Raw genomic sequence first — 23,431 nt, 5'->3', positions numbered from 1 at the left:
GTTAACGATGCCCCGTCGCGTCCTGCAGGGTACCGTGGTGTCCGACAAGGGTGACAAGACTGTCACCGTGCTCGTCGAACGTCGCGTTATGCATCCTGTGTATAAGAAGTTCATCAAGCAGTCCAAGAAGTACGCCGCCCACGACGAGGCGAACGCGTTCAAGATCGGCGATACCGTCCAGATCGAAGAATGTCGTCCGATCTCCAAGTCGAAGCGGTGGACCGTCGTCGTGGCTTCGGCCACCGGCGACACTCCGAACGCCTGAAGATAAGGAAGACATTCCATGATTCAGATGCAAACCAACCTGGAAGTCGCGGACAATAGCGGCGCGCGCCGGGTGCAGTGCATCAAGGTGCTGGGCGGCGCTGGTCGTCGCTTTGCCGCCATCGGCGATGTTATCGTCGTGTCGGTGAAGGAAGCCATCCCGCGCGGTCGTGTTAAGAAGGGTGACGTGCAGCGCGCGGTCATCGTTCGCACCGCCAAGGAACTGCGCCGCGAGGACGGTTCCGTCATCCGCTTCGACCGTAACGCCGCCGTGCTGATCAACAAGCAGGGCGAGCCGATCGGTACGCGCATTTTCGGGCCTGTGACCCGTGAGCTGCGCGGCAAGAAGTTCATGAAGATCATTTCGCTGGCGCCGGAGGTGCTCTGATGGCTGCGAAGATCCGCAAGGGCGACAAGGTCGCTGTCATCACCGGTAAGGACAAGGGCAAGACCGGCGAAGTTATCGCCGTTCTCCCGTCCGAGGGCCGTGTCAAGGTGCGCGGTGTCAACCTGGTGAAGAAGCACCAGCGTCAGACCCCGATGCAGCAGGGCGGCATCGTCGAGATCGAAGCGGCGCTGGACCTGTCCAACGTCGCCATCCTCGACCCGAAGACCAACAAGCCGACCCGTGTCGGCTTCCGGACGCTGGAAGACGGTCGCAAGGTCCGTTTCGCCAAGGCTTCCGGCGAAGTGATCGAGTGAGGCGCGCCATGGCTGCTCGTATGAAAGAACGCTACGACGCGACCCTGCGTGCAAAGTTGAAGGCGGAGTTTAACTACGCCAACGACATGCAGATTCCGCGTCTCGAAAAGATCGTGATCAACATGGGCGTTGGCGAAGCCGCCAGCGACGGCAAGAAGGTGACGCAGGCTGCCGCTGAGCTGGCTGCTATCACCGGCCAGAAGCCCGTGATCACGAAGGCTCGCAAGTCCATCGCCCAGTTCAAGCTGCGCGAAGGCATGCCGATCGGTTGCAAGGTCACCCTGCGCGCCGACCGCATGTATGAGTTCCTGGATCGTCTGGTCACCATCGCGCTGCCGCGCGTCCGCGACTTCCGCGGCATCAACGGCAACGCGTTCGATGGCCGCGGGAACTACGCGCTGGGCCTGAAGGAACAGCTGATTTTCCCGGAAATCGACTACGACAAGGTGGACGATATCCGCGGCATGGACATCATCTTCGTCACCACGGCCAAGACCGACAAGGAAGCCAAGGCTCTCCTGAAGGGTTTTGACATGCCTTTCGCCGGGGAGGCGGGGACCAATGGCTAAGAAGAGCTCTATCGAGAAGAACAAGCGCCGCACCGAACTGGCGGCCAAGCACCGGGAAAAGCGCACCGCCCTCAAGGCGACCGCTAAGAACCGCGAACTCTCCGATGAGGAGCGTTTCACGGCTGTCCTGAAGCTGGCGCAGCTGCCCCGCAATGGCAGCCGTACCCGCATCCGGAACCGTTGCGAGCTGACGGGGCGTCCGCGCGCCTTCTATCGCAAGTTCCGCTTGTGCCGTGTCGCCCTGCGTGATCTCGCCAGCAATGGCCAGATCCCGGGCATGACCAAGTCCAGCTGGTAAGGAGGGTCGGGTAATGAGCCTGAGCGATCCCCTGGGCGATATGCTGACCCGTATTCGTAACGGTCAGAAAGCCCGTATGTCGGTCGTGACGAGCCCCGCGTCGAAGCTCCGCACCAATGTGCTGGAAGTCCTGAAGCGTGAAGGTTACATCCGCGGTTATGCCGTGGAGGAAGACCGTCCCGGTGTGCAGTCTCTGCGCATCGAACTGAAGTACTTCGAAGGCGAGCCGGTTATCAAGGAAGTGCATCGCGTTTCCAAGCCGGGTCGCCGCATCTATTCGAAGATCGCCGATCTGCCGCGGGTCTATAATGGCCTCGGTATCTCGATCCTGTCGACGCCTCGCGGCGTCATGTCTGATGTAGAGGCCCGCGCTGCCAATGTCGGCGGCGAAGTCCTCTGCAAGGTGTTCTAAGGAGCACGGCCACATGTCCCGTATCGGAAAGCATCCGGTGCCGGTGCCGGCCGGCGTTACCGTCCAGGTCACCGGTCAGACTGTCACCGCCAAGGGCAAGCTGGGTCAGCTCAGCTTGAACTTGATCGACGAAATCGAGGCCAAGCTGGAGGGCGGCAATGTTGTCGTCCTGCCGCGGACCGAAACGGTCCGCGCTCGCCAGAACTGGGCCACCGCCCGTACCAACGTTGCCAACCTGGTGACCGGTGTGGACAAGGGTTTCACCCGCAATCTCGAAATCACCGGCGTCGGCTACAAGGCCGCTGTCGCTGGTTCGGAGCTGGTGCTGAACCTGGGTTTCTCGCACGACATCCGCTACCCCATTCCCGCGGGTATCACGATGAAGTGCGACAAGCCGACGTCCATCTCGATCAGCGGTGCTGACAAGCAGCAAGTTGGTCAGATCGCTGCGGAGATCCGCTCCTATCGTCCGCCTGAGCCCTACAAGGGCAAGGGCGTCAAGTACGATAACGAGACGATCATCCGCAAAGAAGGCAAGAAGAAGTAAGGCGGACGACGATGAGCAAGCAAAAAGATCTCAACCAGCGCCGCAAGGCGCGGGTGCGCGCCCGGCTCCGCAAGGTCGGCAGCGGGCGCGCTCGTCTCTCGGTCTTCCGGTCGAGCCAGCATATCTATGCCCAGATCATCGACGACGAGGCCGGCCGCACGCTGGTCTCTGCGTCGACCCTGGAGAAGGATGTGCGCGAAGGCCTGAAGACCGGGGCGGACACCGAGGCGGCAAAGTCCGTCGGCAAGCTGATTGCCGAACGCGCTGTCGCCGCAGGCGTCACCACCGTTTACTTCGATCGTGGTCAGTACCTGTATCACGGGCGTGTGAAGGCTTTGGCCGACGCCGCCCGCGAAGCCGGCCTGCAGTTCTAAGGGGGTTAGCATGGCTCGTAATGAGAACAGCGCGGCCGGCGGCGAGAATGAGCGGCGTGGCCGCGATCGTGGCGAGCGCCGCGATCGCGACAACCGTGATCGTCGTGAGGAACGCGAAGGCGATGATCTCGTCGAAAAGCTCGTCGGGATTAACCGCGTCGCCAAGGTGGTCAAGGGTGGCCGTCGCTTCGGCTTCGCTGCCATCGTGGTTGTCGGCGACGCGAAGGGTCGCGTCGGCGTCGGTTCGGGCAAGGCCCGCGAAGTGCCGGAGGCCATCCGCAAGGCCACTGAGCAGGCCAAGCGCTCGATGATCCGCGTGCCGCTGCGCGAGGGTCGCACGCTGCATCATGACGTGTTCGGTCACTTCGGTGCCGGCAAGGTCGTGCTGCGTGCCGCTCCTCCGGGTACCGGCATCATCGCGGGTGGCCCGATGCGCGCCATCTTCGAAGCCCTGGGCGTGGCGGACGTGGTGACCAAGTCGGTCGGCACTTCCAACCCGCACAACATGATCAAGGCGACCTTCGACGCTCTGACGCAGTGCGTCAGCCCGCGTTCGGTGGCTGCCCGTCGTGGTCGTCGCGTGTCCGATATCCTGGGCAAGCGCGAAGGCGAGAAGGAGGCCGCGTAAATGGCTGACAAGAACACCGTCATCGTGACCCAGACGGGGAGCCCGATTGGCCGCCAGGGCGACCAGCGTGCGACCCTGATCGGTCTGGGTCTCAACAAGCTGAACCGTACCCGCGAGCTGGAAGATACCCCTTCTGTCCGTGGGATGATCAACAAGGTTCGGCACCTCGTGCGCGTCGAGGAGGCCTCGTAAGAGGTTTCCCCGATACGGCCTGAAGGATCAAGACCATGAAGCTCAACGAAATCAGTGAAAACCCGGGCGCACGCAAGCTTCGCATGCGCATCGGTCGCGGTATCGGGTCCGGTAAGGGCAAGACCGGTGGCCGTGGCGTCAAGGGTCAGAAGTCCCGTACGGGCGTCTCGATCAAGGGCTTCGAAGGCGGCCAGATGCCCCTGCATCGCCGTCTGCCGAAGCGTGGCTTCTCCAACGTTCCGTTCGCCAAGGATTATTCCGTGGTCAACGTGGGCGCTGTGCAGAAGGCCATCGATGACGGTCGTCTGAACGTTGCCGAGACGGTGAACGCCGAAGCGCTGGTCAAGGCCGGCCTGGTGCGTGTCTCCGCCGATGGCGTGCGTCTGCTGAACAAGGGCGCCATCAAGGCCGCCGTGACCTTCGACGTGGCTGGCGCTTCCGCCGGTGCCGTCGCTGCGGTCGAGGCTGCTGGTGGCAAGGTGAACCTGCCGGCCGTCGAGGCCTGATCGGTTTCACCAACGCCGTTGGTAAAGTATGTGACGAGGCCCCGGAGCAATCCGGGGCCTCGTTGCGTTTCGGCCCCCCAGGCAAGCCGGCATGTGACATCTGACATCGTCATGATAAACGACTTGACGTTAGCAAGTTGCTTATGTTGTTATCAGGACGTGGCACCGATGGAGACGAACAGGGGCGGCAAAGGCGGCAAACGCCGCTAGGCACTGCCTGGTCACCATCCGCACCGGCGCATTACAGCCGGGGCATTTGGAGTGCCCAGCATGTTTGGTGTTCCAGATTTCAAATGTGGCGGGAATTCTTGAGATATGGCTGCGAAGGGCGCCCGGCTTGATTGAGCCGGGCGTCTTTGCGTTTGGTACCCATGGATGGCGCGTCAGCGCAGAACGCCTTCCAGAATCTCTACGGCACGCTGCAATGCCTGCCGCTCTTCCACCGTTAATGGCGCCAGTCGCGCCTCCAGCGCGGTAACCCGGCGGGCCCGTCCGGCCAGTAGCAGGACGCGCCCGGCCTCCGTTGCGGTGATGCGAACCCCGCGCCGGTCGGTCGGGTCGGGATCACGACTGACCAGCGCCGCCGCCGCCAGCGCATCGACGATCCGGCTCATGGTGGGCGGGCGCACCTGTTCCGCCGCCGCCAGCTCACTTAGGGACCGGGGCCCCCCGAAGACCAGTACCGACAGCGCCGACAGGCGTGGTGCCGTCAGACCGCTATCATCATCTTCCCGCCGCAACAGGCGCAGCAACCGGATGGATGTGGCATGCAGCCGCTCGGCGACGTTGTCCGGTTGATCATGGGCATGCTTTACGGACATTGTTAGCTTTGCTAATAATTATCTTCAGCTAAACATTACCATCTGCCGGGAAGGTGATCCATGGGCTTGAACCCCTCGCATATCGTGCAGGTCGCCATTCCGGTACAAAACCTGGACCGCGCCCGTGCCTTTTACCGGGATGTACTGGGCCTTACGCATCTGTTCGACGCGCCACCGTCGCTGGCCTTCTTTCAGTGCGGTCAGACCCGCCTGATGTTGGGGCCGCAGGAAGGGCAGGAGCAGGTTGCCGGGCCGATCCTTTACTACAACGTGCCCGACGCAGCCGTGGCACTGGCGGCGCTGGAGGCCGCCGGCGCGCCCGTTGTACAGCCGGCCCACCTCATCGCGCGAGTTGGCGGCAAGGATATCCATCTTGCCATCTGCCGCGACAGCGAGGGGAACATGGTGGGCCTGATAAGCGAGACGGCGGCGGCCTGAAATCCGCCCCGCACAGGATCGGCACAAGATGCCGCAGCCCCTACATTGGTGGCATTGACCCTGCCGCGCGATGGCCTTACCCCTATGCTCGGAAAGAATAACGGCGGTTGACAGCCCGGATGCCGGGTCCTGTGGTGTAACGGACACCTGCCAGATGCACATGGCATACTGGTGCTGGTGTTTTTCATGTTGACCACATGCCCCTATGTCCTGTTGATACGCGTGAGAGTGGCCGGCCCTCCGTTTCGGCCGGACCAGTGACTTGCCAAGAGGCCTTTTATGGCATCCGCCGCTGAACAGCTTGCCGCCAACATCAATTTCGGTGCCTTTTCGAAGGCCACGGAACTGAAGAAGCGGATTTGGTTTACCCTGGGGGCGTTGATCGTCTACCGCCTGGGTACCTACATTCCTCTGCCGGGTATCGATTCCGGTGCCTTCGCCAGCTTCTTCGCCAATCAGTCGGGCGGCATCCTGGGCATGTTCAACATGTTCGCCGGTGGTGCCGTTGAGCGCATGTCCATCTTCGCGCTCAACATCATGCCCTACATTTCGGCGTCGATTATCATTCAGCTGATGACGGCTGTGGCCCCGTCGCTGGAGACGCTGAAGAAGGAAGGCGAGTCGGGCCGCAAGCGTCTGAACCAGTATACGCGCTACCTGACGGTGGCTCTGGCCCTGGTGCAGTCCTATGGCCTGTCTCTGGGTCTGGAGGGCATGAACCAGGCAGGCGGCGGCGTGGTGATCGATCCGGGCTGGTTCTTCCGCCTGTCGACCGTCATAACCATGGTCGGCGGCACCATGTTCCTGATGTGGCTGGGTGAGCAGATCACGTCGCGCGGCGTCGGCAACGGCATCTCGCTGATCATCTTTGCCGGTATCGTCGCGGCCCTGCCGGGCGCCTTCGTGAAGATCCTGGAACTGGGCCGCACCGGTGCCATGAGCACCTGGTTCATCCTGGGTCTGCTGGTTCTGGCGGTCATCGTGATCACGGGCATCGTGTTCTTTGAACGCGCTCAGCGTCGCCTGATCGTGCAGTACCCCAAGCGCCAGATGGGCAACAAGATGTATGGCGGGGAGGCTTCGCACCTGCCGCTGAAGCTGAACACCGCCGGCGTCATCCCGCCCATCTTCGCCTCGTCGCTGCTGCTGCTGCCGCTGACGGCGGTCGGCTTCTCGTCGGCGGGTGGGCCGGAATGGCTGGCCATGATCACCCGCTTCGTCGCGCATGGCACGCCGCTCTACATGGTGCTGTACACCGCGCTGATCGTTTTCTTCTGTTTCTTCTATACCGCCATCGTCTTCAACCCGACCGAAACGGCCGAGAATCTGAAGAAGTATGGCGGGTTCATTCCGGGCATCCGGCCCGGCAAGAACACGGCCGATTATCTGGACTTCGTGCTGACCCGTTTGACGGTGGTGGGGGCCGCCTACATCACGGTGGTCTGCTTGCTGCCGGAAATCATGATGGCGGAATATGGGGCCGCCTTCTATTTCGGTGGTACCAGCCTGCTGATCATGGTCACGGTGACCATGGATACCGTGGCGCAGATCCACTCCCACCTGCTGGCGCATCAGTATGAAGGACTGATCAAGAAGGCCAAGCTGCGTGGGAGACGTGGATGAACCTGATATTGTTGGGTCCGCCGGGGGCCGGTAAGGGGACGCAGTCCCAGCGCCTGGAGAAGAAGTACGGTACCGTACAGCTTTCGACGGGTGACATGCTGCGTGCTGCGGTGCGCAGCGGGTCGGAACTGGGCCAGCGCGCCGATGCCATCATGAAGGCGGGGCAGTTGGTACCGGACGAGGTCATGATCGCCATGATCTCCGAACGGATCGATCAGCCGGACTGTGCCAAGGGCTTCATCCTGGACGGTTTCCCCCGTACCGTGCCGCAGGCCGCCGCACTGGACAGCATGCTGGCCGATAAGGGGTTGAGGCTGGATCATGTGATCGAGATGAAGGTGGACGGGGCTGCCCTGGTCACCCGTGTCACGGGCCGCTTCACCTGCGCCAAGTGCGGTACCGGCTATCACGACAATTTCAAGCCGACGACGGTTGCGGGTACTTGCGACAATTGCGGCTCGACGGAGTTCACGCGCCGTGCCGACGACAATGCTGAAACCTTCGGCAAGCGTCTGGCGGCCTATGAGCGTGATACGGCCCCCATCCTGCCCTACTACGCCTCTCGCGGCGTGCTGAAGCAGGTGGATGGCATGGCGGAGATCGATGAGGTCACCCGTCAGCTGGAAGCCATCATCGGCTGATCCATCGGGCCGGTTGAGAGAATGAAAAGGGGCGGTCACCATGTCGGTGACCGCCCCTTTTTTATGCCCACGTAGGGATCGTAGCGCGGATTAGCGAAGCGTAATCCGCGGAGCGGCGCCGGAAAACGGGTTTCCGCGGATTGCGGCGGCCGCCTAATCCGCACTACGGGCATCGCAAAGCCCTAACTTCTCCAGCGCAGAACCGTATCCTTCACCGGGTTCACAAAGTCCCGTCCTTCGGCGCGTGCGCGTTGATACTCGTTCTTCAGCTGGTGGTACCAGCGGGCCTGGGTATCGGCATCCTTGATCAGCATCAGGGTCGGGTCATGGGCCAGCCCCTGCTGCTGCATCACCACCACATCCCGGTCTTGGCCCAGGAAACGGCGCACGAAGCGGCGCAGGATGGGCTTGGCCAGATCGGCCCAGCCCAGGGTCCAGTAGAAGCTGTTGGTGACCTCGGTATTGTTGGCGTCCAGCGGCGTGACGGTGGTCAGGTTGACGATGCGATGCCGACCGGCGGCGATATGTTCGGTCCGCACGCCGGGAAGCCGGAAGGTGATCTCCGTCTCCGGTGCGCCCCCCAGCAACTTATAGGCGGCGGAGTTGGAGGAGGGCCGGTGCCGCTTCATGGCAAAGCCGAAAGGGGCGGGACCGAAGGCCTTCGCCTTTTCATGGATGGAGCGGGAGGAGCGCCAGAACCAGCTTTGATGCACGAAGGGCCCATGGGCCGGGTCCATCAGGCCGATGACGGCATGATCGACAGGGCAGGGGAAATGCATCACCTCGGTCAGGTTGGGCACCCTTCCGTCCATGTCGGGCATCTGCGGCGGCTCACCCTCCGGTTCGCTATCGCCCATCCAGATCCAGAGATTGCCCTGCGCCTCTGCCACCGGATACCGGCGGACCTTGATACGGCTGATATCGAAATCCTGGCCCGGGACCAGGGAAGGGATGGCCGTACAGTCGCCACCGCCATCAAAGCGCCAGCCATGATAGCGGCACTCCACCTCCCGCCCGTCGAATCGGCCACAGGACAGGGGAATGCCCCGGTGCGGACAGATATCGCGCAGCGCGAAGGCAGTGCCGTCATTGTCCCTGGCGAACAGGACGGGCAATCCCAGCAGCGTCTTCGCTTGCATCTTTCCCCGTTTCAAGGCGGCGGAAGGCAGGGCGAAATACCAGATATCGGTCAGGAACAAGCTGGTCATGAAGCATCACATGGGCGGCGGCGGGCGTCGCACCATAGCAGGACCGGGATCGCAGGTCAGGCGGCACAGAGCCCCGAACCGCTAACTTTCCCTGCGATCCCTGATACAATGCGACGCATCAACGCCATTCCCGTGTCCGCACGCAGCGAAGGCCCTCGGCCTTCGCAATGGCAAGGGTGTGCCCCATGCAACACCCCTTTGTTTTCTGTTTCATCTGGTTGCACGGGACCCGTGTAGCGCGGATTAGGCGATAGCCGTAATCCGCGGGAACCCAGTCTCCACCGTCGCTTCGCGGATTATGCTTGGCTAATCCGCGCTACGATTGACCGGGGCAACCCTCCTACAGCCACGCCGTCTCCACATCCAGGACGGTGCGGTCCAGGCTGGTCAGGATGGCGGCCTGGGTGGTGGTCTTGGGCAGTTCATGGGCGAAGAACCAGCGGCAGGCGGCCAGCTTGCCACTCAGATGGCTGGCGTCGCCCTTGTCCTCCATCAGCCAGGCGTCGGCCACCAGGGCCTGGCGCAGCCAGATCCAGGCCATGACGGTGTGCCCGAACATCTCCAGATAGGTGGTGGCATTGGCCAGTGACAGCGCCACCTGACCGCCGGCCCGCACCGTGCCCAGATGCGCGGTCACGGTGGCCACCCGGCTCAACGCTTCGCCCAGGCTCGCCGCGTGGGCGGCAAGGCTGGGGCGTGCAGTTGCGGCGGTAATCGTGATCGCCATTTCGGAGGCCAGCGCTTCAAACGCGGCCCCGCCATCCATGAACACTTTGCGGCCCAGCAGGTCGTTGGCCTGGATGCCGTAGGTACCCTCATGGATGGGGTTCAGGCGGTTGTCGCGGTAATACTGTTCCACGGGATAATCGCGGGTGTAGCCATAGCCGCCCAGGATTTGGATGGCCCATTTATTGGCCTCCAGGCAGTGCTCTGACGGCCAGGATTTGGCGATGGGGGTCAGCAGCTCCAGCAGCAGGCTGGCGCGGCGGCGACCGGCTTCCTCATGGGCTGTCCTCTCTTCGTCCACCAGCCGGGCGCAGAGCAGGCACAGTGCGATGGCGCCTTCCGATGCCGCCTTCTGCTGCAACAGCATGCGGCGGACATCGGGATGCTCGATGATCGGCACCATGGGGCTGGTCGGGTCGCGCGCCTCCAGCGGGCGGCCCTGTGGCCGCGTGCGGGCATACTCCGCGGAATAGCGGTAGCCGGCATAGCCAAGGGCCGCCGCCCCCAGCCCGACACCGATCCGCGCCTCGTTCATCATCTGGAACATGTAGGACAGGCCGTGATGGGCCTGGCCCACCAGGAAGCCCTGGCATCGCCCTTCCTCGCCAAAGGACAGGATGGTGCTGGTGGTGCCGCGATAGCCCATCTTGTGCAGCAGGCTGACCAGCCGCACGTCATTGTCGGGGCCAAGCGTACCATCATCGTTCACGCGGATGCGGGGAACGATGAACAGGCTGATGCCCTTCACGCCCGCCGGCGCACCCTTGATCTTGGCCAGCACCATATGGACGATATTGTCGGACAGTTCATGCTCACCGGCGCTGATCCATTGCTTGGTGCCGGTGATAGCGTAGGAGCCATCCTCATTGGGCGTGGCGCTGGTGCGGATATCGGCCAGGCTGCTGCCGGCCTGCGGCTCCGACAGGGCCATGGTGCCGAAGAACCGCCCCGTCAGCATGGGGGCCAGGAACTTGGCCTGCTGTGCCGCGCTACCGAAGCTGCGGATCAGGTTGCCGGCGCCGATGGTCAGGAACGGATAGGCGGCGGTGGCAATGTTGGCCGTCTGGAAGAAGCTGAAGGCCGCCTGCACGATGCACCAGGGCAATTGCAGCCCGCCCAGTTCCTCATCATGGTGGGCGGCCAGGAAGCCGGCCTCGGCAAAGGCGTCCACGGCGTCCTTCACGGCGGGCAGCATCACGACCTTGCCGTTCACGCGGTCCGGTTCTTGGCGATCGGCCTCGTGATAATGCGGCCCAAACTTCTCATCCGCCAGACCGGCGGCGGTGTCCAGAACCTGGGACAGGGCGTCGCGGTCCAAATGGCTGAAGCGGGGGCGGGACAGCAGACTGTCCAGGTCCAGCAAGCCATCCAGGATGAAATCGATCTCGCCACGGTCCATCCGGCTCATGCCCGCATCCTCCCGATATTTGTTCGCGGCCCCCGAGTCGTGCTCCGGCCTTCAAACAGATGTTTAAATTGTCGTGGCGTGCCTGTCGAGAGGCTGCGTCAGCGGCGCCAGAAGGAGGGGCTGAGCAGCACGAAGACCGTGAACAGTTCCAGCCGGCCCAGCAGCATGGCCAGCGACATGATCCACACTGCAAAATCATGCAGCGGCTCGTAATTGCCTACCGGCCCGATCATGGTGCTGAGGCCCGGGCCGACATTACCCAGGGCCGTGGCGGCGGCGGAAATCGCGGTCACATAATCGAGCCCCGTCAGGCCCAGCAGGACGGCGAAGATCAGGATCAGAGCAATATAGAGGAAGGTGAAGCTCATCACCGAGATGATGACGTCATTATCCACGGGCTTGCCATTATAGGTCAGCGGGATAACCCGGTTCGGGCTGAACAGGCGGTTTATCTGCATACGCAGGGCCAGCCACAGAACTTCAAACCGGAACATCTTGATCCCACCGGAGGTGGAGCCGGTGCAGCCCCCCACCAGGGTCAAGATGAAGAACAAGGCCACCGGCCCATGACCCCAGGCCAGGTAGTCGGTGGAGGCAAAGCCCGTTGTGGTGATCAGGGAGACGCAGTTGAACAGGGAATGGCGGATGGCCTCCATCACGCCCATATGGTCCCTGGCGATCAGATAAAGGGCCAGCAAGCCCGCCACGATCAAGGTGAAGGCTGTGTAGTGGCGGACCTGACTGTCATGCCACAACGCCTTGGTATCGCCCTTGATCATGGAGATGAATCGAACAAAGGGCAGGCTGCCCAGGAACATGAACAGGGCCAGTGTCCATTCCACGCCGGCATTCTGGAAATAACCGACCGAGGTGTCTTTTGTCGAAAAACCTCCTGTCCCGAGGGCCGTCATCGAATGGTTGATCGCATCGAACATGGGCATGCCAGCCAACCGCAGCATGATGATGCAGGCGATCGTCAGCGCCAGATAGACCCAGCCAAAGCCCAGCGCCATGTCGGCAGCGCGGGGCACTACCTTGTCCGACTTGTCCGATGACTCGCTGCGGAACAGCTGCATCCCGCCAACGCGCAGGAAGGGCAGGATAACGATGCCCATACCGACAATGCCGATCCCGCCCAGCCACACCAGCAGCGACCGCCACAGCAGCAGGCCGGGCGGCAGCGTCTGTACGGTGGCATAGGTACTGGCGCCCGTCGTGGTCAGACCCGACATTGCCTCGAAATAGGCATTGGCATAGGTCAGGCGTTGTTCGGCAAAGGTGAAGGGCAACGCTGCGAAGGCACCCACCACAATCCAGGCAAAGGTCGTCAAAATGAAGGTCTGGCGCAGGGAAAGGGCGATGCGGTCAGCCCTATTCGTCAGCATCAGCAGCACGCCGAAGAACAAGGTCAGGCCCGAAGAGACGGCAAAGACCCGCCAATCATCCTGGCCCGCCGCCAGATCGGCAATCATCGGCGCCACCATCGCAACCGCGATGACGGACAGAAGCGCACCGATCACGTAGAAGATGGGACGGACGTCCAGGGAGAGCATGGCACTCCGGCGGCTTGGCGGGAAACCGCAGCCGATCTGGCGCGGAACACGTGACACACCCTTGTTGAAGGCGGCATGGCAGTCAAGCCCGCTTTGCCGGCCCGGAAAGGCAACGGCCGGGGAAATCCCCGGCCGTCACGGACGATCAGGTCGCCGGGATCACTCGATCCCCAGGGCGGCCTTGTACAGTTCCAGAAGCGCGTCCATTTCCTGACGATCTTCCTTTTCCATCCGGCGGATGCGGATGATCTGACGCATCACCTTGGTATCAAAGCCGGTGCCCTTGGCTTCGGCATAGATGTCCTTGATATCGTCCTGGATGCCCTTCTTTTCTTCCTCCAGGCGCTCGATGCGCTCGATGAAGGAACGCAGGCGGTCGGCCGCGATTCCGCCGACATCATTGGAGGTTGCGGCGTCAGACATGGTGTCTCTTACCTTGGCAAGTATGTTGGAAAGTGCCGGGACCTTATCCAGCCGGGGCCGGGGAAGCAAGCTGGTTGGTGGGATAGGGGCGGCGTGATAGGCTGGACCCCGTCACAGGAGGTTCGTCATGGACGGGCACGGCAAGGGCAACGAGACCCCCATCCGCTATGCGAGCGAGGAGGACCGCCGCAAGGCGGAACGGGTGATCGCATCGCTGGAAGCGGCTGAGGAAGAGTTGGAACGGGAAGGACCCGTGCCGGCTGAGAAGGTAGGCCAGATGATGCTGGAACTGGAGCGGGAATGGGCGTTGCGTGATGCGGTCAAGCGTTCCGCCCGCTGAGTTCCCTGATAACCTGTCGCCGCGGGCAATACGTGATCTGCGGGAGATATTGCAGGAAAGCCAGCTCAAATGGGGGACGGTCACTGCGCGGGCCACGGCGGCGCGGTTGTTCGGTCGCTGTGCGACCGTGGCGGTCGGCAGCGCCATTGGTCATGTACGGCTGGACGTTTCTTCCCGACGGTGGTTGTTCATGAATGAACTGCCCTTCGTCATCATTTTTGATCCGCAGCGGCGACTGGTCGTCCGCATCCTGCATGAAGCCCGCGACCTGCCGAAGCTGCTGCGCTGACCTTCACGCCCGGCGCAGCACCAGGGCAACGCCGGCGGCTGTCACGCCCATGCCACCCAAGGCCAGTGGCCCCAGCTTTTCCCCGAATAGCGCCCAGGCCATCAGGGCCGTGACGGGTGGGACCATGTAGAATAGGCTGGCCACCTTGGATGCTGCCCCCCGTCGGATCAGCGCGAATAGCAGGAAGATGGCGCCCACCGACAGGACCAGGCAGAGCCAGACCAGGGCGAAGATGAAATCGACCGTCCAATCGACCCGCATGGTTTCCAGGAACGGCGTGGCGATGGCCAGCACTGTGCCCGTTGCCGCGTACTGGATGGTAGTGCCCGTTCGCAGGTCCATGTCGGCGCAATAGCGTTTCTGATAGAGCGTGCCGATGGAGATGCCCAGCAGGGCCGCCACCGACAAGCCGATGCCCAGCGGCCCGCCAATATTCAGCGACAGCTTCTCCCATACCACCGCCGTCACGCCGGCCAGACCCAGGGCAAAGCCCAGCCATTGCCGGCCTGTGATGCGTTCCCCCAGCAAAGGCCCCGCGACCATCGCCGTCAGCAGGGGCTGCAAACCCACGATCAGGGCGACGCTGCCGGCGGGCATGCCCTGCTTCAGGGCGCCGAACACCCCACCCAGATAGACGCCATGCACCAGCAGGCCCGCCAGGGCGATATGGCCCACAGTCCGCCAGGAATGGGGCCAGGGCGCCTTCTGCCACGCAGACAAGGCCAGCAGCATGACGGCCACCAGCGCCATCCGCCAGAGCAGGAAGGTCAGCGGCTCCGCATGCGGCAGGCCCAGCTTGCCGCCGATGAAGCCCGTGCTCCACAGCAGGACGAACAGGGCGGGGGCGGCCCGGCCCCAATCGGGAGCAGAGGGGCTGTCGGAGGGCGAGGTGGGAATGTTCATCGGAAATGTCCTGAAACGGCAAACGGCCGCCCCCCGGATGGGGGAGCGGCCGCTGACCTTAAGCACTGAACAGATAACCGATTGTTACCTGGGATCAGTTGCTGTTCTTGCCCTGCTTGGCGACGATCTCGTCGGCAACGTTCTTCGGCACCGGATCATAGTGCGAGAACTCCATGGTGTAGGAACCACGGCCCGACGTCATGCCACGCAGCTGACCGATGTAACCGAACATGTCGGACAGCGGCACATGGGCTTCGACGGCGATGTTGTTGCCACGCTCGATCTGACCCAGGATCGTGCCACGGCGACGGTTCACGTCGCCGATCACGTCACCCAGGTAATCTTCCGGAACCACAACCTCGACCTTCATGATCGGTTCCAGCAGGACCGGACCGGCCATCTTCATGGCTTCACGGAAGCAGGCCTTGGCGGCGATTTCGAACGTCAGGGCGTTCGAGTCGACGTCATGGTACTTGCCGTCCACCAGGGTAGCCTTGAAGTCCACAGTCGGATAGCCGGCGATGACACCGTCTTCCTTCTGCATCTGCATGCCCTTGTCGACCGACGGGATGTATTCGCGCGGCACCGTACCGCCGACCACCTTGTCTTCGAACAGGTAACCTTCGCCACGCTCGCGCGGTTCGAAGATGATCTTCACTTCGGCGAACTGGCCCGAACCGCCGGTCTGCTTCTTGTGGGTATAGGTGTGGGTGACGTTGCGGGTGATCGTCTCACGATAGGCCACCTGCGGACGGCCCATGACGCCTTCCACACCATACTCGGTGCGGACACGGTCCAGAGTCACTTCCAGATGCAGTTCGCCCATGCCGCGCAGCAGGGTCTGACCGGTTTCACGATCGGTTTCCAGACGCAGGGACGGATCGGCACGAACCATCTTGCCGATGGCGGCGCCAAACTTGTCCTGGTCAGCGCGGTTCTTCGGCTCGATCGAGACGGAGATCACGGGCTCGGGGAAGCGCATGCGCTCCAGAACCACAGGCTCGGACGGATCGCACAGCGTGTCACCGGTATCGGTCTCGGTCAGCGACACGAAGGCGACGATGTCACCGGCGCGGCACTCTTCCAGATCGTTAGTGTCCTTGGCGAACATCTCCACGATACGGCCGATACGCTCACGCTTGCCGCGGGTGGCGTTGAACAGGGTCGTGCCCTTGCCGACGACGCCCGAATAGACGCGCACGAAGGTCAGCGAGCCGTACTTGTCGTTCAGCACCTTGAATGCCAGGCCGGAGAACGGCTCGTCGTCAGAGCAGAGGCGCTCGCCATTGGCGTTACCGTCGGGATCCACCGTCTTGATGGCTTCCACGTCGGTCGGGGCCGGCAGGTACCAGACAACAGCGTCCAGCAGCTGCTGCACGCCCTTGTTCTTGTAGGACGAACCGCACAGGACCGGTACAAAGCCACCGTTCAGCGTGGCCTTGCGGATGCACTCGCGCAGCTTGTCGGCCGACGGCTCGTTGCCTTCCAGATAGGCTTCCATCAGCGCGTCGTCCTGCTCGACGGCGGCTTCCACCAGATCCTGACGGTACTGCTTGTACTGGGACAGCAGGTCACGATCATAGGCGTTGGTGATCTTCAGCTTGTCGGCCAGATCATCTGTAACGTCCCAGATTTCCCACTTGGCGTCCTTTTCCTCGGAGAACCAGACATAAGCCTTCATCTCGACGAGGTCGATCAGGCCATGGAAATCGTCTTCCGAGCCGATCGGCATCTGCAGGCAGACCGGACGCGAACCCAGGCGGTCCACGACCATCTTCACGGTGCGGCGGAAATTCGCGCCCGAGCGGTCCATCTTGTTGATGTAGCACATGCGCGGAACTTTGTAGTTGTCCGCCAGGCGCCAGTTCGTCTCGGTCTGCGGCTCAACGCCGGCCACGCCGTCGAACACCACGACCGCACCATCGAGCACGCGGAGCGAGCGGTTCACCTCGATGGTGAAATCCACGTGGCCCGGGGTGTCGATGACGTTGATCTTCTTGTCCTTCCAGAAGCAGGACACGGCCGCCGACTGAATCGTGATGCCGCGCTTCTGTTCCTGCTCCATATAGTCGGTCGTCGTCGACGTCTTCAGATCCTTGGTATCATGAACGTCGATGATCGTGTGCTTGCGGCCCGTATAATACAGGATGCGCTCGGTCGTGGTCGTCTTGCCGGCATCGACGTGGGCGATGATGCCGATATTCCGGATATCAGAAAGCGGGGTAGTGCGGGGCATAAGAAGGGCTCCGTCGTCCAGCGTCGTGTCAAAAGATCAACCGACCCGGCGTGGTGAGGTCGAGTGCGTGGATGAGGCGGGAGGAACCACGATGCCGCAGCGCCCATCCCGCACGAAAAAAACCGGGGTGCCGTCAGCGCTAAACGCCTCGGTTCCCCGGTGGCGGCCTATGTAGCGCGGATGCGCCCTTATGCCAAGGGGGGATATGGCATGACGGGTAAGCGCGTGGGCGATGGTGTTGTCGTGGCATCACGATGTTGCCGGATACTCACCAGCACCGCCACGTAGTGGCCTCTCGCGGCGCTCGCGCCTGCTCTGGCGATCCGTCAGATCAAAACGAAAAACCCCGCCGGGAGCGATCCCAGCGGGGTCTCTCTCAACCTTTTACGGTCGGTCTGAATCAGGCGGCGGCTTCTTCGCCGTCCTCGTCCTTCACCAGCACCGGGCCGCTATCCTGGCCCTTGGCGGCCGTGTCGCGGTCAACGAACTCGATGATGGCCATCGGGGCGTTGTCGCCGTAACGGAAGCCGGCCTTCAGGACGCGGGTGTAGCCACCGTTGCGGTCCTTGTAACGCTCGGCAATGGCGGTGAACAGCTTGTCCACAACGGCATTGTCGCGCAGTTCAGCATAGGCCAGACGCTTGTTGGCGAGGCCACCCTTCTTGCCCAGCGTGATCAGCTTTTCGACGATCGGACGCAGGTCCTTGGCCTTCGGCAGGGTCGTCTTGATCTGCTCGTGCTTGATCAGGGCGTTCGCCATGTTGGAGAACATGGCCAGACGGTGGGAGGTGGTGCGGCTGAACTTACGCCCGGACATTCCATGACGCATGGGTACTCTCCTTCATAGCATGGCCCCGCTGGGCGGAACCGATGACGATCCTTGCAAGCGCCGGTACCCTTTCGGGCCAGTACGGCAAGGTTTGGGCGGAATGCCCAGGATTAAGGCGGCGGACCATAGGGACCGCCGCCTGAAAGGTCAAGCTCAGTACGGCTCTTCCAGACGCTTGGCCAAGTCCTCGATATTCTCGGGCGGCCAGTTCGGGATTTCCATGCCGAGATGCAGACCCATCTGGGCCAGCACTTCCTTGATCTCGTTCAGCGACTTGCGGCCGAAGTTCGGGGTACGGAGCATCTCCGCCTCGGTCTTCTGCACCAGATCGCCGATATAGACGATGTTGTCGTTCTTGAGGCAGTTGGCCGAACGAACCGACAGTTCCAGCTCGTCCACCTTGCGCAGCAGGTTCTTGTTGAAGGGGATCTCGTCCGCCTTCGACTCGGCCACGGCTGCCTGCGGCTCCTCGAAATTGATGAACATCTGCAGCTGGTCCTGCAGGATGCGGGCGGCGATGGCCACCGCGTCTTCCGGCGTGACGGCGCCGTTGGTCTCAACGGTCAGCAGCAGCTTGTCATAGTCCGTGGTCTGGCCGACGCGGGTGTTTTCCACCTTATAGGCGACCTTGCGGACGGGGGAGAAAATGCTGTCAACCGGGATCAGGCCGATCGGGGCATCTTCCGGACGGTTCATGGAGGCGGGGATGTAGCCCTTGCCCGAATGAACGGTCAGTTCCATGTTCAGCCGCGCGCCGGCATCCAGCGTGCAGATGACGTGATCGGGGTCCAGCACCTCGATATCGGCGCCGGTATCGATCATGCCGGCAACGACGTTGCACGGGCCTTCGGCGCGCAGACGCATGCGGCGGGGGCCTTCGGCACCCATCTTCAGCGCCATGGCCTTGATGTTCAGGACGATGTCCGTCACATCTTCGCGCACACCGGGGATCGACGAGAATTCATGCAGCACGCCGTCGATATGGATCGACGTGACAGCGGCACCCTGCAGGGAGGAGAGCAGGACGCGACGCAGCGAATTGCCCAGCGTCAGAGCGAAACCACGCTCAAGCGGGCCGGCAACGATCAGGGCTTCACGCTTCGGGTCGTTACCCGGCGTGATTTCCAACTTGTTCGGCTTTTCGAGAGTCTGCCAGTTCTTCTGGATCACGGCTGTGCCTCATGCCATCGGGGACAAAACAACGTCCCGGAACAGGGATATCCATTCTATTCTGGGCTGCCACGATGGCGTGTGGCCGCCTTTCCCGAACGGATGCTGTTCCGGGACGATGACTAACAGAAATCAGACGCGACGCTTCTTCGGCGGGCGAACGCCGTTGTGCGGGATCGGCGTCACGTCGCGGATGGACGTGATCTGGAAACCGACCGACTGCAGCGCGCGCAGAGCCGATTCACGGCCCGAACCCGGACCCTTCACTTCGACTTCCAGCGTCTTCATGCCATGTTCCTGGGCCTTGCGGCCCGCGTCCTCGGCAGCCATCTGGGCGGCGTAGGGCGTGGACTTGCGCGAACCCTTGAAGCCCATCGTGCCCGACGAGGACCAGGCAATGGTGTTGCCCTGGGCGTCGGTGATGGTGATCATGGTGTTGTTGAAGCTGGCGTTCACATGAGCGACGCCAGAGGTGATGTTCTTGCGCTCGCGACGGCGAAGACGTGCGGCGTTGGCATTGGGCTTGGCCATTTGGTCTTACTCCGTCTCTTACTTCTTCTTGCCGGCGATCGGCTTGGCCGGACCCTTGCGGGTGCGCGCATTGGTGTGCGTGCGCTGGCCGCGGACCGGCAGGCCCTTGCGGTGACGCAGACCACGATAAGCCACCATGTCCATCAAGCGCTTGATGTTCATGGCGGTTTCACGACGCAGGTCGCCTTCGACCTTATAGTCGGCGTCGATGGTCTCGCGGATGCGCAGAACTTCGTCGTCGGTCAGCTGATTGACACGACGCTCAGCCGGGATGCCGACCTTGGAGCAGATGTCAGTAGCGAACTTCGGGCCGATGCCATGAATGTACTGAAGGGCGATCACCACACGCTTTGCCGTGGGGATATTGACGCCAGCGATACGCGCCACGTGTCTTCTCCTCGTTATGTCCGGCCACGATGACCGGACGATCTTCGTCCACATCCCGCCTGCCGGCTCCGGTACCCGTGGCGGGGCGTCCGGTCGGCTTCGGGACATCTCATCCGAAGAAACCCGGCGGATGCCAGGGCCTCCAAATGCATACGCACGACATGATCCTCCCCCAGCCTTTCAAGGCTGACGGGCGGGCATGGTCGCGCGCGTCCAATCCCATTTGGTCGGGATCAGAGGCCGGGAGTATAGGCAGGGGCAAATCGGAGTCAAGCCGCAACAATATGCTGGACGCATAGTGGGCCAAGGGTTTGCCGCATGGCTGAACCCCTGCGGCTGCCTGTCGGTATCACGTGCCCGCGCACCAGGGCTGGCGCTTGCCGCCCTTGTAGGGACGGGCATGGCCGGCCTTGATCATGGCCTGGGCCAGATCAGTGCCATCGGCAAGGGTTACGCGTGCCCGCACCCGTCCGCCGTACTTGTCATACTCGACATCGTAAAGGCGGATGGTTCCATCGCCTTTACCTTCCGTCGCGGGTGCGACCAGCGCTGCCAGCTTCTGCCGTGCCTCCTGCGCCATGCGTTTTTCATCGGCGCAGTCAGACCGGCTTTCCGGCGTGTCGATCCCGTCGAGCCGGACCCTGGCCATCACTTCCTGGTCCAGCCAGATGGTAACGCGCACACCCAGCGTGTCGCCGTCCACCACTTCGGTCACGCGTGCCGCCAGCGGGCCGCTGACCCGGCTGACCGCCAGCGACGGCACCGTGCCCAGCATCAGCAGGGCAGCGGCCAGGGCCGATAGCAGCAGGGGGCGCGGGCGCAACATGGGTATCGGTGATCCGTTAAAGGGGCTTTCGCATAATCTAAGCTGAAGCCGTCCAGAACGGAACAGGAATTTAAGACCTTCGTCCTAAGTTGAATACACTTAGGATCATTAGCGCAAGGCGGGCCCACTTGTAGGTGAGAATGCAACCGGAGAGATTAGAAGTCGCTGCAACGCCCCTTGAATTCCCAGTCGCCGAAGCGGGTCGGTTCCGGACCGGCGGGGCCGCCGATCTCTCCGGGTGGCTGTGTCACGGGCGGCTTGCGGACCGGGGGCTGGTCTGCTGCGGCTTGTTCGGTGGTCTTCCTCTCGTCACTCATGGCGCTCTCCATCATCTTCCGCCGCAGATATGGCGCGTGACCGTTACCCTGCCAAGCCTTGATGCGGACAGGGCAGGGGCCATATCAGGGAAGGCGACCGATTGGGCCGCTTAACAGATCAGGCACGAAGGAGCCTTGGGGTAGGAACATGAACGGCTATTTCCGCACCGCCATGCTGCTGGCTGGGTTGACGGGCCTTTTCCTGGCCGTCGGCTTCATGCTGGGCGGGCAGTCGGGCATGGTCATCGCGCTGGGCGTGGCCGTGGCCATGAACGCCTTTGCCTATTGGAATTCCGACAAGATGGTGCTGCGTATGTATGGCGCGCGCCAGGTGGATGCCGCGACGGCCCCGCAATTCTACACAATGGTACAGCGCCTGGCGCAGCGGGCGGAACTGCCCATGCCCAAGGTCTATATCATCGATAATGACCAGCCCAACGCCTTTGCCACGGGCCGCAACCCGGAAAATGCCGCGGTTGCCGCCACGACCGGCCTGCTGAACCGCCTGTCGGCGGAGGAGGTGGCGGGTGTGATGGCGCATGAGCTGGCGCATATCAAGAACCGCGACACGCTGATCATGACCATCACGGCGACGCTGGCCGGTGCCCTGTCCATGCTGGCCAATTTCGCCATGTTCTTCGGCGGCTCCCATTCCAATGATGGTGAGAATCGCAGCAACCCGCTGGGCTTTGTCGGCGTGATCCTGGTCTCCATCCTGGCGCCGCTGGCCGCCATGCTTGTGCAGATGGCCATCAGCCGAAGCCGCGAGTATGAGGCCGACCGGATGGGGGCGGAGATCAGCGGCCGGCCCGACTGGCTGGCCGACGCGCTGGAGGGTATCCAGGGTACGGCGGCCCGCGTGACCAATCAGGCGGCGGAGAACAATCCCGCCACTGCCCATATGTTCATCATCAACCCGCTGCATGGGCGGGGCGTGGACAGCCTGTTTTCCACCCACCCCAGCACGGCGGAGCGTGTGCGCCGCCTGCGCAGCATGGTGATGGGCGGCTCCGTCCCGCCGCAGCGTCCGGCCAGCACGCCCACCCGCCGGGGCGGCACCGTTCCGGATGCCGGTGGCGCGCGCAAGCGTGGTCTGCCCTGGGGTTGATTACGGGGCGGGGGCGGCGGACGGTGTGGTGCCCAACGCCGTCCCGATCGCCGCCATGAAGGTGCTGGCCACGTCGAAACTGTCGGGATTGGCTGTATTGGCGCTGAAACCGATGGTCAGGTCGATGGAAGGGCAATGCACCACCAGCGCCCCGTAATAGCCGCCCAGACCCAGGCAGGAATGCGGCCCCACCTTTTCTGGCGCGAACAGGGCCGGGCGCGCCTGCATCATATAACCCTCCCCCGATTGTGCCGTGACCAGGGTCAGGGCCGAGGCCAGGGTGGCGGGGTCCCGAAAGACCTGGCCCCGCAGGATGCCCCGGAACAGCCGTCCGACATCATCAAGCGTGGAGACAAGCCCGCCACCGCCATAGAGATCATAGGATGGGTCCGCCGCCGTCATGTCGACACCGGATGCATATTGATGGGCGCGTGGCCTTACCCCCGCCGGTGCAGGCTCCAGGCTTTCCAGCCAGGTGTGGCGCAACCCCAGCCTTTCATAGGGCAGCAGTTGGCGCAGGGCCGGTCCCATGCCCTGACCCGTGGTCCGTTCCAGGATCTCGCCCAGCAGGGAGTAACCGGTATCCACATAATGGAACCGCTCCCCTGGCGCGCCGTGGGCGGGGCCGACCTTCATGGCGATGGCGATCTGTTCGGCCCGGCTCCAACGCCGCTGCGGCTGTGACAGCATGGCCTTTTCATAGGCGGGGTCATCATAGAAATCGCGTAGGCCGCTGGTATGGTCCAGCAATTGCCGCACCGTGATACGGTCGGGATCATAGCCGCCGCTGCGCAGCAACGCCGCCGTTTCCGGCGCGATCAGTGGGGCGATGGGCTGCGCCAGTGACAGCCTGCCATCTTCCTCCAGCCGCAGGATGGCGGCCCCGACAAAGGCCTTGGTGATGCTGGCCACGCGGAACGGATGGTCGGGCGTCAGGGCCGTGCCCGCCGGATCGGCCTTGCCGACGGCACCGCGCCAGTCGATGCCCCGGCGGGGGGCCTGCACGATGACGGCGATGCCGGGACTGTCGGGCAGGGCGGTCGCGGCCTTTTCCAGCGCCTGCTGGAAAACAGGTGTCAGGTCCGTCTGCGCCCGCGCACCGGCAGCCACGAATGTCAGCGCAATACCCGCCAGAAGCCACCGCAGCCGCCGCACCATGCTG

Annotated in this window: 31 protein-coding genes; 17 read left to right on the top strand and 14 right to left on the bottom strand. The window is 62.9% G+C overall.

Annotated features, from left to right (window positions below; translation table 11 throughout):
- Nucleotides 1–7 precede the first annotated feature (7 nt).
- From rpsQ to rplO, 11 genes are read left to right on the top strand one after another with little or no spacing between them, the layout of a single operon-like run.
- Complete coding sequence (gene rpsQ, locus ACODSP_RS12210) at nucleotides 8–265, top strand: 30S ribosomal protein S17 (RefSeq protein ID WP_488965859.1); 258 nt, start codon at nucleotides 8–10, stop codon at nucleotides 263–265.
- Nucleotides 266–283: 18 nt separating this feature from the next.
- Nucleotides 284–652: a 50S ribosomal protein L14 gene (gene rplN, locus ACODSP_RS12205; protein WP_054168356.1), complete on the top strand. Its 369-nt coding sequence runs from the start codon at nucleotides 284–286 to the stop codon at nucleotides 650–652.
- Nucleotides 649–966: a 50S ribosomal protein L24 gene (rplX, locus tag ACODSP_RS12200; protein WP_342752431.1), complete on the top strand. Its 318-nt coding sequence runs from the start codon at nucleotides 649–651 to the stop codon at nucleotides 964–966. The genes rplN and rplX overlap by 4 nt, the downstream gene beginning before the upstream one ends.
- A gap of 8 nt (nucleotides 967–974) precedes the next feature.
- The gene (rplE, locus tag ACODSP_RS12195; protein WP_054168354.1) at nucleotides 975–1,535 is read left to right on the top strand and encodes a 50S ribosomal protein L5; all 561 of its coding nucleotides are present in this window, start codon (nucleotides 975–977) and stop codon (nucleotides 1,533–1,535) included.
- The gene (rpsN, locus tag ACODSP_RS12190; protein WP_054168353.1) at nucleotides 1,528–1,833 is read left to right on the top strand and encodes a 30S ribosomal protein S14; all 306 of its coding nucleotides are present in this window, start codon (nucleotides 1,528–1,530) and stop codon (nucleotides 1,831–1,833) included. The genes rplE and rpsN overlap by 8 nt, the downstream gene beginning before the upstream one ends.
- A gap of 13 nt (nucleotides 1,834–1,846) precedes the next feature.
- Complete coding sequence (rpsH, locus tag ACODSP_RS12185; RefSeq protein ID WP_054168352.1) at nucleotides 1,847–2,245, top strand: 30S ribosomal protein S8; 399 nt, start codon at nucleotides 1,847–1,849, stop codon at nucleotides 2,243–2,245.
- Between the two features lie 13 nt (nucleotides 2,246–2,258).
- Nucleotides 2,259–2,792, top strand: a complete 534-nt coding sequence (gene rplF / locus ACODSP_RS12180) for a 50S ribosomal protein L6 (RefSeq protein WP_054168351.1) — start codon at nucleotides 2,259–2,261, stop codon at nucleotides 2,790–2,792.
- Between the two features lie 11 nt (nucleotides 2,793–2,803).
- Nucleotides 2,804–3,166, top strand: coding sequence for a 50S ribosomal protein L18 (rplR, locus tag ACODSP_RS12175; RefSeq protein ID WP_488965858.1), 363 nt, complete (start codon nucleotides 2,804–2,806; stop codon nucleotides 3,164–3,166).
- Nucleotides 3,167–3,176: 10 nt separating this feature from the next.
- The gene (rpsE, locus tag ACODSP_RS12170; RefSeq protein ID WP_054168349.1) at nucleotides 3,177–3,794 is read left to right on the top strand and encodes a 30S ribosomal protein S5; all 618 of its coding nucleotides are present in this window, start codon (nucleotides 3,177–3,179) and stop codon (nucleotides 3,792–3,794) included.
- Nucleotides 3,795–3,986, top strand: coding sequence for a 50S ribosomal protein L30 (rpmD, locus tag ACODSP_RS12165; protein WP_416573406.1), 192 nt, complete (start codon nucleotides 3,795–3,797; stop codon nucleotides 3,984–3,986). It abuts the gene before it with no gap.
- A 35-nt stretch (nucleotides 3,987–4,021) separates the two neighbouring features.
- Nucleotides 4,022–4,492 carry a 50S ribosomal protein L15 gene (rplO, locus tag ACODSP_RS12160; RefSeq protein ID WP_488965857.1) on the top strand — a complete coding sequence of 157 codons (471 nt, stop codon included), beginning with the start codon at nucleotides 4,022–4,024 and terminating at the stop codon, nucleotides 4,490–4,492.
- 383 nt (nucleotides 4,493–4,875) lie between these two features.
- Here the strand turns inward: rplO and ACODSP_RS12155 are convergent, their stop codons facing one another.
- Nucleotides 4,876–5,313: a MarR family winged helix-turn-helix transcriptional regulator gene (locus ACODSP_RS12155; protein ID WP_488965856.1), complete on the bottom strand. Its 438-nt coding sequence runs from the start codon at nucleotides 5,311–5,313 to the stop codon at nucleotides 4,876–4,878.
- A gap of 60 nt (nucleotides 5,314–5,373) precedes the next feature.
- On the opposite strand from ACODSP_RS12155, the gene ACODSP_RS12150 reads away from it, so the two are divergent.
- The 3 genes from ACODSP_RS12150 to ACODSP_RS12140 all read left to right on the top strand — a co-directional run bounded on the left by ACODSP_RS12150 (nucleotide 5,374) and on the right by ACODSP_RS12140 (nucleotide 8,015).
- On the top strand, nucleotides 5,374–5,751 hold the full coding sequence (locus ACODSP_RS12150; RefSeq protein ID WP_488965855.1) for a VOC family protein: 378 nt from the start codon (nucleotides 5,374–5,376) through the stop codon (nucleotides 5,749–5,751).
- Nucleotides 5,752–6,030: 279 nt separating this feature from the next.
- Nucleotides 6,031–7,374 (top strand): preprotein translocase subunit SecY, encoded by a 1,344-nt coding sequence (gene secY / locus ACODSP_RS12145; RefSeq protein WP_488965854.1) that lies wholly within the window; start codon nucleotides 6,031–6,033, stop codon nucleotides 7,372–7,374.
- Nucleotides 7,371–8,015 (top strand): adenylate kinase, encoded by a 645-nt coding sequence (locus ACODSP_RS12140; protein WP_488965853.1) that lies wholly within the window; start codon nucleotides 7,371–7,373, stop codon nucleotides 8,013–8,015. The genes secY and ACODSP_RS12140 overlap by 4 nt, the downstream gene beginning before the upstream one ends.
- Before the next feature lie 182 nt (nucleotides 8,016–8,197).
- Here the strand turns inward: ACODSP_RS12140 and ACODSP_RS12135 are convergent, their stop codons facing one another.
- From ACODSP_RS12135 to ACODSP_RS12120, 4 genes are all read right to left on the bottom strand, one after another.
- Nucleotides 8,198–9,223, bottom strand: a complete 1,026-nt coding sequence (locus tag ACODSP_RS12135; protein WP_488965852.1) for a Rieske 2Fe-2S domain-containing protein — start codon at nucleotides 9,221–9,223, stop codon at nucleotides 8,198–8,200.
- Nucleotides 9,224–9,563: 340 nt separating this feature from the next.
- The gene (locus tag ACODSP_RS12130) at nucleotides 9,564–11,357 is read right to left on the bottom strand and encodes an acyl-CoA dehydrogenase family protein (RefSeq protein ID WP_488965851.1); all 1,794 of its coding nucleotides are present in this window, start codon (nucleotides 11,355–11,357) and stop codon (nucleotides 9,564–9,566) included.
- A gap of 98 nt (nucleotides 11,358–11,455) precedes the next feature.
- A complete protein-coding gene (locus ACODSP_RS12125; protein ID WP_488965850.1) occupies nucleotides 11,456–12,910 on the bottom strand; it encodes a TrkH family potassium uptake protein in 1,455 nt (484 codons plus the stop codon).
- A 159-nt stretch (nucleotides 12,911–13,069) separates the two neighbouring features.
- Entirely contained in the window at nucleotides 13,070–13,333 is a 264-nt protein-coding gene (locus ACODSP_RS12120; RefSeq protein ID WP_054168339.1) for a DUF2312 domain-containing protein, read from the bottom strand.
- Between the two features lie 127 nt (nucleotides 13,334–13,460).
- Here ACODSP_RS12120 and ACODSP_RS12115 point away from each other — a divergent pair, with 127 nt between their 5' ends.
- Both ACODSP_RS12115 and ACODSP_RS12110 read left to right on the top strand, forming a co-directional pair.
- The gene (locus ACODSP_RS12115) at nucleotides 13,461–13,673 is read left to right on the top strand and encodes a hypothetical protein (protein WP_488965849.1); all 213 of its coding nucleotides are present in this window, start codon (nucleotides 13,461–13,463) and stop codon (nucleotides 13,671–13,673) included.
- Complete coding sequence (locus tag ACODSP_RS12110) at nucleotides 13,648–13,962, top strand: type II toxin-antitoxin system RelE/ParE family toxin (protein ID WP_488965848.1); 315 nt, start codon at nucleotides 13,648–13,650, stop codon at nucleotides 13,960–13,962. Before ACODSP_RS12115 ends, ACODSP_RS12110 begins: the two co-directional genes overlap by 26 nt.
- A gap of 3 nt (nucleotides 13,963–13,965) precedes the next feature.
- Here the strand turns inward: ACODSP_RS12110 and ACODSP_RS12105 are convergent, their stop codons facing one another.
- The 8 genes from ACODSP_RS12105 to ACODSP_RS12070 form a co-directional block, all read right to left on the bottom strand.
- A complete protein-coding gene (locus ACODSP_RS12105) occupies nucleotides 13,966–14,865 on the bottom strand; it encodes a DMT family transporter (protein ID WP_488965847.1) in 900 nt (299 codons plus the stop codon).
- Nucleotides 14,866–14,959: 94 nt separating this feature from the next.
- Nucleotides 14,960–17,101 (bottom strand): elongation factor G, encoded by a 2,142-nt coding sequence (gene fusA, locus ACODSP_RS12100; protein WP_488965846.1) that lies wholly within the window; start codon nucleotides 17,099–17,101, stop codon nucleotides 14,960–14,962.
- Nucleotides 17,102–17,501: 400 nt separating this feature from the next.
- Complete coding sequence (gene rplQ, locus ACODSP_RS12095; protein WP_488965845.1) at nucleotides 17,502–17,930, bottom strand: 50S ribosomal protein L17; 429 nt, start codon at nucleotides 17,928–17,930, stop codon at nucleotides 17,502–17,504.
- 153 nt (nucleotides 17,931–18,083) lie between these two features.
- Nucleotides 18,084–19,100 carry a DNA-directed RNA polymerase subunit alpha gene (locus ACODSP_RS12090; protein WP_054168334.1) on the bottom strand — a complete coding sequence of 339 codons (1,017 nt, stop codon included), beginning with the start codon at nucleotides 19,098–19,100 and terminating at the stop codon, nucleotides 18,084–18,086.
- Nucleotides 19,101–19,232: 132 nt separating this feature from the next.
- Nucleotides 19,233–19,631, bottom strand: coding sequence for a 30S ribosomal protein S11 (rpsK, locus tag ACODSP_RS12085; protein ID WP_488965844.1), 399 nt, complete (start codon nucleotides 19,629–19,631; stop codon nucleotides 19,233–19,235).
- Between the two features lie 18 nt (nucleotides 19,632–19,649).
- On the bottom strand, nucleotides 19,650–20,018 hold the full coding sequence (rpsM, locus tag ACODSP_RS12080) for a 30S ribosomal protein S13 (RefSeq protein WP_488965843.1): 369 nt from the start codon (nucleotides 20,016–20,018) through the stop codon (nucleotides 19,650–19,652).
- Between the two features lie 349 nt (nucleotides 20,019–20,367).
- Complete coding sequence (locus tag ACODSP_RS12075; RefSeq protein ID WP_488965842.1) at nucleotides 20,368–20,844, bottom strand: thermonuclease family protein; 477 nt, start codon at nucleotides 20,842–20,844, stop codon at nucleotides 20,368–20,370.
- Nucleotides 20,845–20,999: 155 nt separating this feature from the next.
- The gene (locus ACODSP_RS12070; protein ID WP_488965841.1) at nucleotides 21,000–21,161 is read right to left on the bottom strand and encodes a succinate dehydrogenase assembly factor 4; all 162 of its coding nucleotides are present in this window, start codon (nucleotides 21,159–21,161) and stop codon (nucleotides 21,000–21,002) included.
- Nucleotides 21,162–21,309: 148 nt separating this feature from the next.
- Here ACODSP_RS12070 and htpX point away from each other — a divergent pair, with 148 nt between their 5' ends.
- A complete protein-coding gene (gene htpX / locus ACODSP_RS12065) occupies nucleotides 21,310–22,269 on the top strand; it encodes a zinc metalloprotease HtpX (protein WP_488965840.1) in 960 nt (319 codons plus the stop codon).
- On the opposite strand, the gene ACODSP_RS12060 is transcribed toward htpX, so the two are convergent.
- Nucleotides 22,270–23,427, bottom strand: a complete 1,158-nt coding sequence (locus ACODSP_RS12060; protein WP_488965839.1) for a serine hydrolase domain-containing protein — start codon at nucleotides 23,425–23,427, stop codon at nucleotides 22,270–22,272.
- Nucleotides 23,428–23,431: the final 4 nt, after the last annotated feature.

The organism is Niveispirillum sp. FG156 (assembly GCF_057809555.1).
The sequence above is the reverse complement of the archived record's forward strand: the minus strand, read 5'-3'. Positions and strand labels throughout refer to the sequence as shown.